Source organism: Methanoregula sp., from assembly GCA_041645435.1.
Taxonomy (GTDB): Archaea; Halobacteriota; Methanomicrobia; order Methanomicrobiales; family Methanospirillaceae; genus Methanoregula.
Window position 1 is genome coordinate 29193 of the sequence record JBAZQB010000010.1, and the last position, 12396, is coordinate 41588.

The 12396-nt window shown below is 52.0% G+C and carries 16 protein-coding genes and 2 tRNA genes; 17 read left to right on the top strand and 1 reads right to left on the bottom strand.

What is annotated here, in order from left to right; genetic code table 11:
• Window positions 1-32: 32 nt before the first annotated feature.
• From WC593_14880 to WC593_14935, 12 genes are all read left to right on the top strand, one after another.
• Window positions 33-1010, top strand: coding sequence for a histone deacetylase (locus WC593_14880; protein MFA4826434.1), 978 nt, complete (start codon window positions 33-35; stop codon window positions 1008-1010).
• Between the two features lie 58 nt (window positions 1011-1068).
• The gene (locus WC593_14885) at window positions 1069-1362 is read left to right on the top strand and encodes a DUF2098 domain-containing protein (protein ID MFA4826435.1); all 294 of its coding nucleotides are present in this window, start codon (window positions 1069-1071) and stop codon (window positions 1360-1362) included.
• A gap of 256 nt (window positions 1363-1618) precedes the next feature.
• The gene (locus tag WC593_14890; protein MFA4826436.1) at window positions 1619-2854 is read left to right on the top strand and encodes a translation initiation factor IF-2 subunit gamma; all 1236 of its coding nucleotides are present in this window, start codon (window positions 1619-1621) and stop codon (window positions 2852-2854) included.
• Window positions 2851-3234, top strand: a complete 384-nt coding sequence (locus tag WC593_14895; GenBank protein MFA4826437.1) for a PIN domain-containing protein — start codon at window positions 2851-2853, stop codon at window positions 3232-3234. The genes WC593_14890 and WC593_14895 overlap by 4 nt, the downstream gene beginning before the upstream one ends.
• Window positions 3235-3238: 4 nt before the next feature.
• The gene (locus tag WC593_14900) at window positions 3239-3874 is read left to right on the top strand and encodes a DNA-directed RNA polymerase (protein MFA4826438.1); all 636 of its coding nucleotides are present in this window, start codon (window positions 3239-3241) and stop codon (window positions 3872-3874) included.
• Window positions 3858-4064 (top strand): transcription elongation factor subunit Spt4, encoded by a 207-nt coding sequence (gene spt4 / locus WC593_14905; protein MFA4826439.1) that lies wholly within the window; start codon window positions 3858-3860, stop codon window positions 4062-4064. Before WC593_14900 ends, spt4 begins: the two co-directional genes overlap by 17 nt.
• The gene (locus WC593_14910; protein ID MFA4826440.1) at window positions 4064-4555 is read left to right on the top strand and encodes a GTP-dependent dephospho-CoA kinase family protein; all 492 of its coding nucleotides are present in this window, start codon (window positions 4064-4066) and stop codon (window positions 4553-4555) included. Before spt4 ends, WC593_14910 begins: the two co-directional genes overlap by 1 nt.
• 124 nt (window positions 4556-4679) lie before the next feature.
• Window positions 4680-4973: a 30S ribosomal protein S24e gene (locus WC593_14915; GenBank protein ID MFA4826441.1), complete on the top strand. Its 294-nt coding sequence runs from the start codon at window positions 4680-4682 to the stop codon at window positions 4971-4973.
• Between the two features lie 2 nt (window positions 4974-4975).
• Window positions 4976-5161: a 30S ribosomal protein S27ae gene (locus WC593_14920; GenBank protein MFA4826442.1), complete on the top strand. Its 186-nt coding sequence runs from the start codon at window positions 4976-4978 to the stop codon at window positions 5159-5161.
• Window positions 5162-5167: 6 nt separating this feature from the next.
• The gene (locus WC593_14925; protein ID MFA4826443.1) at window positions 5168-6751 is read left to right on the top strand and encodes a bifunctional N(6)-L-threonylcarbamoyladenine synthase/serine/threonine protein kinase; all 1584 of its coding nucleotides are present in this window, start codon (window positions 5168-5170) and stop codon (window positions 6749-6751) included.
• Window positions 6748-7320 (top strand): RdgB/HAM1 family non-canonical purine NTP pyrophosphatase, encoded by a 573-nt coding sequence (rdgB, locus tag WC593_14930; protein MFA4826444.1) that lies wholly within the window; start codon window positions 6748-6750, stop codon window positions 7318-7320. Before WC593_14925 ends, rdgB begins: the two co-directional genes overlap by 4 nt.
• Window positions 7321-7367: 47 nt before the next feature.
• Entirely contained in the window at window positions 7368-7514 is a 147-nt protein-coding gene (locus tag WC593_14935) for a 50S ribosomal protein L40e (GenBank protein ID MFA4826445.1), read from the top strand.
• 135 nt (window positions 7515-7649) lie between these two features.
• On the opposite strand, the gene WC593_14940 is transcribed toward WC593_14935, so the two are convergent.
• Window positions 7650-8300, bottom strand: coding sequence for a putative phosphothreonine lyase domain-containing protein (locus WC593_14940; protein ID MFA4826446.1), 651 nt, complete (start codon window positions 8298-8300; stop codon window positions 7650-7652).
• Between the two features lie 210 nt (window positions 8301-8510).
• Here WC593_14940 and htpX point away from each other — a divergent pair, with 210 nt between their 5' ends.
• From htpX to WC593_14965, 5 genes are all read left to right on the top strand, one after another.
• On the top strand, window positions 8511-9392 hold the full coding sequence (htpX, locus tag WC593_14945) for a zinc metalloprotease HtpX (protein MFA4826447.1): 882 nt from the start codon (window positions 8511-8513) through the stop codon (window positions 9390-9392).
• A gap of 150 nt (window positions 9393-9542) precedes the next feature.
• A complete protein-coding gene (locus WC593_14950) occupies window positions 9543-10922 on the top strand; it encodes a response regulator (GenBank protein ID MFA4826448.1) in 1380 nt (459 codons plus the stop codon).
• A 117-nt stretch (window positions 10923-11039) separates the two neighbouring features.
• Window positions 11040-12059: a hypothetical protein gene (locus WC593_14955; GenBank protein ID MFA4826449.1), complete on the top strand. Its 1020-nt coding sequence runs from the start codon at window positions 11040-11042 to the stop codon at window positions 12057-12059.
• Between the two features lie 170 nt (window positions 12060-12229).
• Window positions 12230-12300: transfer RNA gene (locus WC593_14960), tRNA-Gly, on the top strand.
• A gap of 2 nt (window positions 12301-12302) precedes the next feature.
• Window positions 12303-12376 (top strand) — tRNA-Val (locus tag WC593_14965).
• Window positions 12377-12396: the final 20 nt, after the last annotated feature.

Sequence of the window (12396 nt, forward strand, 5' to 3'; positions counted from 1 at the left end):
AAGATTGGGAATAATAGTACCGAACAGAAATTATGGTCAGGTGTTCCGCGATTACCGGGGATATTTTCTCCCGGCATGAGATCAAAAACCATGATGAGAGCAGTGCCCGCCTGGATGCAGCATGTTCAGGTGTACCTGACGGGATTGCCATCATTGAACCGGGAATTGCACAAGAAGAAGATCTCCTCCGCGTCCATACCCGTTCACACGTCCACATGATCCGCGAGTTTTCCTCCCATGGGGGACAACATTTCATAGACCAGAACACCTATGTCAACGGAGAAACATTCGAAGTCGCTTCCTATGCAGCCGGTGCCACCATTGAGGCTGTGCACCGTTCAATCGAAGGCGAACACAGCTTTGCGCTTGTCCGCCCGCCGGGACACCACGCAGAACCGGACAGGGCGATGGGATTCTGTATTTTTAATAATGCGGCGATTGCAGCATCAGTAGCTCTTGACCGTGTTGACCGTGTCGCCATTATTGACTGGGACCTTCACCACGGCAATGGTACACAGAAGATATTTTATACCGATGACCGGGTGCTCTATTGTTCCATTCACCAGGGTAATATCTTCCCCCATACCGGCTGGGTAGACGAGATCGGTTCAGGGAAAGGCAAAGGATACACCATCAACGCTCCCCTGCGATCGGGATCCGGCATTGCAGATTACCGGTATGTCTTTGAGCGGGTGTTCGTCCCTGCACTTGAACGCTTCAGACCGGATGTAGTGATTATCTCTGCAGGTCAGGATTCACTGTCAGACGACCCAAAAAGCGGTATGTTATTATTTCCCGGGGATTTTGGTACGCTTACCCGGATTGTCCAGGATTCAACGGAACATCCACTCGCTCTTGTTCTTGAAGGGGGATATGGCCCTTCCCATGGGGAAGCAGTCTCCTCAATATTCTCTGCACTCAAAGGATCATCTGATACTCTCGATCCGGTGGGTGAACCCCATAGGACGACACTGGAAATTGTTGCTGCTCTTAGTAAACTGACAACCTGAAACGATGGTCAGGGCACAGAAAAATATTTTTATAGATGAGAAGTTAGTATTCTCCGGTATGTTATCTCAAGAGGTTGTCCAGGGTATGAGAGTGCGATATCCGAGGACGGGGACAACCGGCACCATTCTTCGAATCGAACACGTTCGGGGAGATGTATTTGCCGAGCTGGACAGTACCCATCTCCTGTACCGTATTGACCAGCTGATCCCGGCATCCGGTTCGGATAAAACCACATCAACCATCAGTGAAGACGCAAAAAAAGTCATTGAAAGGGAACGGGCATTTGCTGCGGGAAACGATATGACCGAGGCGTTAAAAAATATCGACCAGAGTTGTGAGGGCGGGGGTTAAGCGACTCCCCCCTCATTGAGATTTGCCTTTTTTAATCCTTTCTTTTTTTGACCTCTGGTTTTGTAATATTCCTGAATAATTTTTTGATCTGCGGGATTGTATTTATGTATCAGGCGCTCTATATGATGATCAGCTATGCGTCTATACTTTGTGGGATCTGAAATCACTTCGGTATCCCATGCGGCGCATAATTAAAGATTCATAATAAGATGGTCAGGTTGACAATCTTTTATAGAGTAAGGAGGTTCGATTTCATTTGCATGATGTGACAGTTCCCAGTGTCAATATCGGAGTTGTGGGTCATGTCGACCATGGCAAAACCACGCTCGTCAATGCGCTTACCGGTACATGGACAGACCGGCACAGCGAGGAGGTGAAGCGGGGTATCTCAATCCGACTCGGATATGCTGACGCGACTTTTTACCGGTGCGATAAGTGTGAAGGAACAGAAGCCTTCTCCACACACCCCGGATGCCCGGCCTGTGGTGGAACCGGCACTCCCTTCCGCTCCATATCATTTGTTGATGCACCCGGGCACGAGACGCTTATGGCGACAATGCTGTCCGGTTCTGCACTGATGGACGGTGCGATGCTCGTCATCGCTGCCAGTGAGAAATGCCCGCAGCCCCAGACAAAAGAACATTTGATGGCACTGGAGCTTGTCGGCATCAAAAATATCGTCATTGTCCAGAGCAAGATCGATGTGGTAAGCCAGAAAGAAGCGATCGATAACTACCACGAGATCAAGGCATTTGTCAAGGGTACCATTGCAGAAAATGCACCCATTGTTCCCGTCTCATCCCAGAAAGGGATCAATATGGGAGCGCTCGTGCAGGCTCTTGACAGTACAATACCTGAGCCGGTACGGGATCCGGATGCAGAACCATTGATGCTGATCGCCCGTTCGTTTGACGTGAATAAACCCGGCTGCAACTGGAAGGATGTGAAAGGCGGCGTTGTCGGGGGGTCTCTTATACGGGGCATCCTCCGAGCAGATGAGAAGATTGAGATCCGCCCCGGCAGACAGGTGCAGGTTGAGAACAAGATCAAATGGATCCCTATCACCACAACGATCACATCCATCAATGCCGGCTCCAAGAATGTGGAAGCGGCGACTCCCGGGGGACTCCTCGGGGTGGGTACAAAGCTCGATCCGGCACTGACCAAGAGCGATGCGCTTGCCGGCCAGGTGCTTGGACACGAGGGCAAACTTCCCCCGGTCTGGGAGAAGATCCGGTGCAGTGTAACCCTGATGGAACGGGTTGTTGGCGCTACAAGCGAGCTTATCATCGAGCCGCTTAAGCACAGCGAACCGTTGATGCTCTCTGTCGGTACCGCAGTAACCGTCGGAGTTGTGAGCAATACCAAGAAAGATCACGTTGAGATTGCGCTGAAGCGGCCTGTATGTGCAGAGATCGGTTCCAGGATCGCTATCAGCCGGCAGGTGGGAGCACGCTGGCGGTTAATCGGGATGGGTGTGCTGGGCGAGTGAAGGTCCTCCTGGACGCCAATGCACTGATGATGCCGGCACAGTTCCAGGTTGATCTCTTTGACGAGCTACGGATGCTCGTCGGAGCATTTGACCCGGTAGTACTCCCCGGAGTATTGCAGGAGCTGAACGGGCTTACCCGGGCAAAAGGCCGGGATGGTGCCGCTGCACGCTGCGGTCTTGCCCTTGCCGAAAAATGCACTATTGCACAGGTCAATGACCTGAAAGCAGGATCGGTTGATGGACAGGTAATCGAATATGCAGCCCAGAATAAGTGCCTGGTAGTAACCAATGACCGGCGCGTAAGAGACGCGTTGTTTGCCCAGGGTATCGGTGTAATTTCATTAAGAAATCAGAAAAAACTGGAGATTTTACGGAGGTAAAAAAATGTATCACAAATTGATGCTTGAGGATAAGGTACGGGTGCCCCCCCAGAGGCTGGGCGAGAAACTCGAAAAAGTGATCCTTGAGGTCCTGCAGGAGCAGCTGGAAGGCAGCATCGATAAGGAGATCGGGATCTTCATCTGCGTAACAAAAGTGCAGGACGTTGGAGAGGGAGAACTCGTTCCCGGAGATGGCGGCGTCTATTACGATGTGAAGTTTGAGGCGATGGTACTCAGGCTAGGATTACAGGAAGTCATCGAAGGCCTGGTTGTTGAAACCACGAGCTTCGGCGCATTCGTGAGCCTCGGCCCCATCGATGCAATGCTTCACGTGAGCCAGATTTCAGACGAGTATATCAATTACGATGAGAAGAACGCCCGGCTCATCTGCCAGGAATCAAAGAGGTTTATTGGCGTCGGCGATGTTGTCCGCGTACGGGTAGTTACCCTCTCTCTGAACGAACGCGAACCACGTGACAGCAAGATCGGCCTGACCATGCGACAGGCTGGACTTGGCACCGCACTCTGGCTCGAAGAAGAGATGAACAAGGAAAAAGAGAAGGCCAACCAGCCTGAAGGCGCAGTAAAGGCACCCGAGAAGGCAAAAGGCAAGAGGAAGGAGCATGCCTCCGGCGAATAAGAAGAAACAGGGAAAGGTCTGCCGTGACTGTCACCGCGTAGTTGACGGTGAGAACTGTGTCATCTGCGGTACCACCAACTTGAGCGAGGACTGGTCCGGTTACCTCGTCATGATTGATCCGGAAAACTCTGAAGTGGCAAAAAGGATGAACATCAAACTTCCGGGCCGCTACGCACTGAAGGTCCGTTGATGCTTACCCTTCCCGAAGAGCACCGTAAGCTCTTCAAGGATCCATTCGGGGAATTGCACCAGAGTATTGAGGAGATCATACCCCTCCTCACCAATAGTACCGTGTATGCTGTGGGAGATGTCGTTACCCACAACCTCCAGAGGAAAGGAATCACCCCCGCGATTGCCGTAATCGATGGGCATACGATGAGGTCCCCGTGCAGCCGGCTACCGGCACTCCGGGGAGAGTGCATAAATGTCAAAAACCCGGCCGGAACTCTCACTGATGAGTTGATCCGCGCACTCACGTATGCGGTTCTCCATCCACCGGTAACCATCAATGTGGATGGGGAAGAAGATCTCGCAGTTATCCCGCTTATCCTCGCAGCTCCCTTAGGGGCAATCGTACTCTATGGCCAACCGAACAAAGGGGTTGTTATGCGCACGGTGAACCGTGAGGCACAACAGACTGCCCGGCATTTCCTTGACCATTTTATACGCTCCGATGCATAAATTCTGATTTTAACCGCAACATGGGCATCTTTCATTTCCCGGCATCGTTTTTACCGGGGGAATTTTTTTCTCCGGAATAGGTCATAGTTTAAATAAACCGGTTTCCAATAATTACAGGATATCGATGGACTTTGAGATCACCAGCGATAAAAGGAATGAGCTTTTATCCAGAAGAGAGGTTCAGTTTACCCTCAAATACGAAGGAGCGACCCCCTCCCGCATGCAGATCATCGGCAAACTCTGCGCACTGCTCAACATAAAGGAGCACCAGGTTACCCTTGACACCCTGCACAGCAGCTTCGGCAAAACTGAAATCAGCGGTTCAGCCCGCATCTACGAGAACGAAGAGATTCGGAACAAAACCGAGCGCCCGCACCTTGCAGCGCGCGGTATGCCAAAGCCCAAGGAAGAGGCATAACGATGGCAGCACCAAAGAAAGGAGCCAAGGCCAAGGGACCCCAGAGGGGTGCGCACTTCAAGGTTGAAGGCGACAAGATCACCACCGCAAAGAAATACTGCCCGCGCTGCGGACCCGGTATCATGATGGCGGACCACAAGGATCGCCTTACCTGCGGCAAGTGCGGATATACCGAATTCAGAAAATAAGCACCAATGCCTGTTTTTGGGCAGATACTTGGGATTGAGGGCACAGCCTGGAACCTCAGTGCCGCTCTTTTTGATCGCGATCTTATCACGCTGGCTTCACGACCCTACAGCCCGGCAACGGGGGGCATTCACCCCCGGGAAGCAGCCCAGCATCACGCGTCAGTCATGAAGGAGCTGATAGGTTCGGTGCTCACCGAGCCTGAAAAAATAACCGGCATTGCTTTTTCCCAGGGGCCGGGGCTCGGTCCCTGCCTGCGGACGGTTGCAACAGCAGCCCGGTCCCTTGCGCTTGCACTTGAGGTTCCCCTGATAGGAGTCAATCACTGCGTTGCCCACGTTGAGATAGGTTGTTTTGCTACCGGTTGTCGCGATCCCATCGTTTTGTACGCAAGCGGTGCAAATACCCAGGTGATAGGGTACCTGAACGGCAGGTACCGCATCTTTGGCGAGACGCTCGACATCGGGATTGGCAATGCGCTGGACAAATTCGCCCGGTCAAAAAATCTCCCGCATCCGGGAGGCCCTATCATCGAAGCGCAGGGAAAACAGGGGCAGTATATTGAACTCCCGTACACGGTGAAGGGAATGGATCTGGCCTTCTCCGGCCTTGTCTCTGCTGCAAAGGACAGCAAGGCATCAATGCCGGATGTCTGCTACAGCCTGCAGGAGACCGCGTTTGCAATGTGCGTGGAAGTCGTTGAACGGGCTATGTCGCTTGCCGGGAAAAATGAAGTACTGCTTGTTGGGGGTGTAGGGGCAAACAGGCGCCTCCAGGAAATGCTCCGGATAATGTGCGAGGATCGCGGTGCGCAATTCTTTGTTCCCGAGCAGAAATATCTTGGCGACAACGGGGCAATGATCGCCTATACCGGGAAGATGATGCTGGAGAGCGGGCTTATCACGCCAATAGAATCCTCACAGGTCAATCCCTCATTCCGCTCGGATGAGGTCGCGGTTACCTGGAAACACGATGCCCCCCCTGCACACGTCGCGGTTCAGCCCGGTAACGGCACACAGAAGCGGGGGGCAGAAGCCGTCATCACATTTCACGATGGCCTTGCAGAGAAGAGGAGGGTCTCGAAACGTTACCGCGTGGCAGCACTCGATAAGCGCCTGATCGCGGAAAGAACACGGGCGGAAGCCCGCCTCATCCACACAGCCCGCAAAAGTGGCGTACCCACACCCATCATGAGCGACATCACTGCTGATACCATCGTCATGGAAGAAATTCAGGGAACCCTGCTCACCCACGCACTGCACGAATCCACGGTCATGGAAGCCGGCAGGATGGTAGGCAGACTTCACAAGGCGGGCATCATGCACGGAGACCTCACGACAAGCAACCTGATCCTTCGAAAAGGCGACAGGAAATGCGTTCTGATCGACTTCGGGCTTGCACAGGCAACCACCGAGATCGAGCAGCGGGGCGTTGACATCCATGTGCTGTTCCAGACCCTTGAGAGCACCGCACCTGAGCAGGCAGATGCACTCAAAGCAGTCTTTATTGCAGGGTATACGGAAACGTTCGATGGTGCTGCTGATGTGATTCATCGCGAACACGAGATCGAACTGAGGGGAAGATACCTGTGAAACTTACCATAGTCACCAGTAATGCAAACAAAGCTGCAGAGGTTGCTGCATTTTTCAAAGGTGCGCTGGATGTTACGCACATGGCGCTTGAAATACCGGAGCACCGCTCCGATGATGTGGGGGAGATCGCAAAGGGCAAAGCGCAGTATGCCTATGACCATCTCCGGACACCGCTCATCGTTGACGATACCGGTTTTTCCATCGATGCCCTGAACGGCTTTCCCGGACCCTATGCGGCGTATGTCCTGCACACGCTGGGCAATACCGGTATCCTGAAACTTATGGATGGTGTGAAAAACCGGAATGCCCACTTCACCACCGCGATCGCATACGCGGATAACGCAGGTATCCGGGTATTTACCGGAACAATACACGGCAGCATCACGACATCTCCGCAAGGTAATAACGGGTTTGGCTACGATCCGATTGTGGACATTGACGGGCGGACGCTTGCAGAGATGTCCCTTGAGGAAAAAAGCGTCATGTCCCACCGTGCCAGGGCCCTTGCTGCATTCCGTGACTGGTTTTTGGAAAAAAACCAATCCGACCCCCTTGACACAAACGGTTAAGAAGTCTTACAGCTTTCTTATAAGGGCAGAGACAGGAGTGTATTTCGATGGCAAAATTCCCTGAAGCCGAAGCCCGGTTACTCAACGTGAAGATATGTATGCATTGCAACGCCCGCAATGCGATCCGCGCAACCAGCTGCCGCAAATGCGGTTACACGAACTTGCGCCCCAAGAACAAAGAGCGAAAAGCATAATTGATATCTTCAATATTTTTTTCTCTCTTTTTTGGGTTTTCTTAACGAAAACAGAATGTTTAAAAAACTGTGGAAAGGTCACCAGGACTTTCATGCATGGTTCATGAAAATACCCCGGCCATTATCGTGTAAAGATTATGCACTGTAATATGTGACACGTTTTCCTTTCTTTGCGTATTCTCCCGCAAAGGTCTCGATATTGCGCTTGTAACCGATCCGGTCAACGAAGCCCAGTTCGCGGAGTTTCTCCCTTGCCCGCATAACATCTGCTTCATCTGCCCAGTCCTTTGTATAGACGTAGATTACCTTGCGGTTGTCCCGTGAATCCGGGTTGGGTTTTGCCGTGCTCACCTTTGCCGAGATCCCTAAGTCGAGAGCCACCGTTGCATTGCGCACTTTTGTCCAGGCACCATCCACCTGATCGGGTTCCTGGAAGATCAGCCACTTGCCCGCATTCTCATCCTCGATCGCTTCTGGGGCACTCCCCGGTGCGTCCTGAACGATCCAGTACATCTGCGTGGTTTTTGTAGGAAGTACCCCTTCACCGTCACAGAGCTGCTGGTATATGGTGTCAAGGTTTGAAAAATGGGAAAGCATTGCTTCAGCCAGTTGCGGGTATTCTTCGGTGAACTTCTGGAAAATTGCCGCGAGATCCGGTTTGAAATCAATACCGCCTTCGACAAGGGCATAAAGATATTTACCCTGTGCCTGGAGGCTCCTGTTCAGGAGGTGCTCGAAGATGCCGTATGCCACGTCAGCCAGCGCTTCGGAATCGACTTCCGCCATGCGTACCTTTCCGATGTTACAAAATATAAGCTTGTGTTATTGATTTCTGGTGAGGGGGGCTGTTTTGTCAGTTACCAATGTTTTACCGGGTCCCTTTTTTCGCACGACTTCGCATAATTATCAGGAATGCAAAAAAAAGGTTCAGAATAAAGCCGGTTTTTTGCAACAGTCGAATGTTTTAAGAGCGCTACCATCGAAAATGTACTAATTATGGATTGGAAACGTGACTGGGGCCTTACGGGCAGGGTATGGCTGACGATGTTCTTACTGTTCATCCTGTACCTTGTGTTCATGACAGTATTGTTGGCGTTTGGAGCCGGTTACTGGCTGATTGTCCTCCTTGCGGTAGGAATGGGATTGGTCCAATACTTCTTCTCGGATAAGCTGGTGCTCTGGTCAACCGGGGCACGCATCATAGAAGTGGATGAATATCCGGAACTCCACCGGACAGTAGAGAAGCTCTGCACGGAAGCAGATCTCCCCAAGCCAAAGATTGCCATCATGCAGAGCCCGGTGCCAAATGCTTTTGCCACCGGCAGGAGTCCGAAGCATGCCGTTGTTGCCTGCACGGATTCGATCATGCGGCTGCTCACCAGGGATGAACTGGAGGCAGTACTTGCCCACGAACTGGCCCATGTGAAAAACCGCGATATCCTGACCATGACCATGGCCAGTTTTATTGCAATGATCGCATCGATGATCATGCAGAGTTTCTTCTTCTCTGCACTATTCGGCGGGCGTGATCGTGAAGGCGGCAGTTGGATCATTGTCTGGATCGTTTCGATTGTCGTGTATGCTGTCAGTACGCTGCTGATCCTCGCCCTTTCAAGATACCGCGAGTTCGCAGCAGATCGCGGCAGCGCGCTCATCACGAAAAACCCGCGGGCACTTATCTCAGCCCTCAACAAGATCAGCGGCAGGATGGATGCAGTTCCACCGGAATACAAGGCTAAGGTCGAGGCGGCAAATGCATTCTTTATCATCCCCGCCATTTCAGGCAAATCCTTTATGGAACTTCTTTCAACGCACCCGCCACTCGAAAAGCGCATCGCCAACCTCGAAAAAGTCGAAACCGAGATGCGGGGATACTAACACTATCCCGTTTTTTTCGTTCTGCATTCCTGTTCCGTTTGAATACGGAAAATTTGTCCTGTAGCAGTTTCACAGCACAGAGTGAATGATGTAATTTATATCATCAGGGGCTTATTTTGATTATATAGAGAGGAAATTCCCTTGCTCTCAGTGCTCCTCGTAGATGATGAATCCAGCCTGCTGGAAATTATCAAGATCGTTTCCGAACAGTCGAGTGAGATGACCGTTCAGACTGCACAGTCTGCACAAGAGGCGCTCACTATCCTGCAGGGTAAAACGTTCGATGCGATCATCGTTGATTACCATATGCCCGATATCAACGGTATCGAATTTTTAAAAATTCTCCGCTCGAAAGGCAATGCCACGCCGGTCATCATCTTCACAGCAGTGGGGCACGAACAGGCGGCCATCGACGCACTGAACAATGGTGCAAACTTTTTTCTAAAAAAAGGAGAATCGCCGCGGATGCAGTACCGCGAACTGGTTGCCATTGTCAAACAGTCAGTTGAGCAGAACTATATCGGGCGATCACTGGGTACAACCCAGCGGATCGTTTCGGATATTATCAACTTTTCATCAGATCCCAGCTTTGCCATCGATCGTGAAGGAAAAGTGATGGCCTGGAATGATTCCATGGAGCATCTCACCGGGGTTCCGGCAAGCATGATGATAGGCAAGGGGGACCTCGCGTACGCAGAGCCGTTCTTTGGGGTCCGGAAAAAGATGCTGGTGGATCTGCTCTTTGAACCGGATGATGAGATCAAGCGGCTGGAGTACATGCTGGTCAGCCGGGTACCTAAAGGGATGGTCATTGCAGTGACCCGGGGACAGAAAAAGGACGGGAGTGGCTGGACCATCTGGGCAAAGGCAAAACCCATCTATGACGGTCGTGGAGAATGCATAGCGGCTATCAGCATGGTACGCGATGTCACGGCAACGTTTGGGGATGTCACTATCCAGGCAGCACCGGTTGATAAACCGGTACTGCCTCAGGGCGATCAGACACCCGCGGTGCTGATACCAGCAGGAGGATCCCTCAAAAAGACGCTGGGCAGGGCTCTGACTCACTATAAAGACGGGGTCGGCCTGTATGTGCGGGAAAGAAAATTTACTGCAGCGATTGCAGCCTTTGACCAGGCACTGGCAATCGATGAAAAACTCCCGTTCGCCTGGAACGATCGCGGCATCTGTTACCGGGAAACTGGGGACTATACCTCGGCGCTCAAATCACACCTGCGTGCCGTGGAGCTTGTACCGGACAACCCGGAATTTCTCTTCGATCTTGCCGAGACGCTCGAATTAATAGGTGTGCTCAATATGGACAACAAGTACCTTGATTCTGCGATCCAGACATTGAGGATGGTAGTGAATATCTTACCCAATAATATGGAGGCCTGGAACCACCTGGGTATCTGCTACAAGGAGATGGGAAAAGCCGAGGAGGCCAAATTCTACTCTGAACGGGCCATGGAGATCAAACACGCGATGAAGGATACCCCCATTTTACGCAGGCGCGATGAGTATCTCTGATCTTACCTGGGCACTGTTTTTCGATCATTCCCCTGGCACAGGGATTCGATTTCACATCATTTCAAGAGATGTACTATTACGAGGATTGCGATGATAGTACGCACAAGGCCAATCATTTTGAAGCAACATTGGTTACTGCCCGTAACGCTCCTGCTGATCCTGTGCCTCGCTCTGCCGGTGAATGCCCATATTCCGGTCAGTGCAGAGGGCAATTATGATATCAGTACCGCATTTTCCCTAGAAAAACCGACAAAATCCTACGTGATATACGGGCACCTGCACGAAGCAGGGGATGTCGCATATTACCAGCTGCGCATGAATCCGGGCGAGCGCCTTGTTCTCTCGCTCATGAATGCCGGGTATAATGCATCCGTCCCGGATGTGATCGTTATGAGCCCGACAACGACCCTGTCACCTGGAGGACTCCCCGCACAGATCAGTGTCCCGCAGGGATATGGTACCGAGCTTGTAAAGGGGCAACCGCCCCCGATTGCAGGTTACGAGCCATTCAGCCCGGCACCGGTTTTTGAGGTTGTTACGTACTCAAAAGAGATTACTGCGCCGGGACTGTGGTATCTGGCGGTTGTCAGCCCGGCAGATGAAACCCGGTACAGTCTTGCAGTCGGATACGAAGAAGAGTATACACCATCGGAATGGGTGCTCGTTCCGGTCAGCGTGATATCCACCCATCTCTGGGAGGGCCAATCGATCCTCGCGATTCTCACGCCTTTTCTTGCCGTCGTGATTCTCGGGTTTATCGTAATCTCCCGGCGCGAGAAACGCAGGGGTTCGCACCTCAGTTATTCCTGCTGGCTGGCAACTATCGCCGGCTTATGCTATCTTGGCGGTGCGGCGATCACGCTGGTTCAGATGATGCGGGCGCTGGCGGTTACGGGCTTTTTTTCTTCTGTTGCCCTCACCCTTGTTTTTGCTGTTATACCCTTAGCACTGGGTATCTGGGCACTACGCATGGGGCGATCATCATCAAAGAGGACGATGCAAGACCGGGCTTTCCTTGTGCTGATCGGTATACTGGGGCTCATCTTATGGGCAGGTCTGATCATTGGACCGGTGCTCGCAATTGGCGCGGCGGTACTTCCCGAGCGATTACCATCCTTCCATCCGGCAAATAAATAGTCGCCATTTTTCAGACGTTTATCACATGGATTGTGTGCGAATATTACCGTTGAAAAAGTCCGCGTACCTGAACGATACTTTTGGGGAAACTGACATACAAGGCACAGTGTCTGCAGAAAATCCAGTGACAATTATTAATACAGCTCCCCGCCAAAATTGTAGAGCACAGTGCATCGATGGTCTAGTGGTATGACTTAGGCCTTCCAAGCCTATAGCCCGGGTTCAATTCCCGGTCGATGCATCGGGCTCGTGGTCTAGTTGGCTATGACGTCGCCTTCACACGGCGGAGGTCCTGAGTTCGAATCTCAGCGGGCCCATGTATTTTGTGATATTTTTC

Bases quoted from the DNA above. Each gene is read 5' to 3' on its own strand.
- WC593_14880 (MFA4826434.1), top strand. From the start codon at position 33: ATGGTCAGGTGTTCCGCGATTACCGGGGATATTTTCTCCCGGCATGAG.
- WC593_14885 (MFA4826435.1), top strand. From the start codon at position 1,069: ATGTTATCTCAAGAGGTTGTCCAGGGTATGAGAGTGCGATATCCGAGG.
- WC593_14900 (MFA4826438.1), top strand. From the start codon at position 3,239: ATGTATCACAAATTGATGCTTGAGGATAAGGTACGGGTGCCCCCCCAG.
- spt4 (MFA4826439.1), top strand. From the start codon at position 3,858: ATGCCTCCGGCGAATAAGAAGAAACAGGGAAAGGTCTGCCGTGACTGT.
- WC593_14910 (MFA4826440.1), top strand. From the start codon at position 4,064: ATGCTTACCCTTCCCGAAGAGCACCGTAAGCTCTTCAAGGATCCATTC.
- WC593_14915 (MFA4826441.1), top strand. From the start codon at position 4,680: ATGGACTTTGAGATCACCAGCGATAAAAGGAATGAGCTTTTATCCAGA.
- WC593_14920 (MFA4826442.1), top strand. From the start codon at position 4,976: ATGGCAGCACCAAAGAAAGGAGCCAAGGCCAAGGGACCCCAGAGGGGT.
- WC593_14925 (MFA4826443.1), top strand. From the start codon at position 5,168: ATGCCTGTTTTTGGGCAGATACTTGGGATTGAGGGCACAGCCTGGAAC.
- WC593_14935 (MFA4826445.1), top strand. From the start codon at position 7,368: ATGGCAAAATTCCCTGAAGCCGAAGCCCGGTTACTCAACGTGAAGATA.
- WC593_14940 (MFA4826446.1), bottom strand. From the start codon at position 8,300: ATGGCGGAAGTCGATTCCGAAGCGCTGGCTGACGTGGCATACGGCATC.
- htpX (MFA4826447.1), top strand. From the start codon at position 8,511: ATGGATTGGAAACGTGACTGGGGCCTTACGGGCAGGGTATGGCTGACG.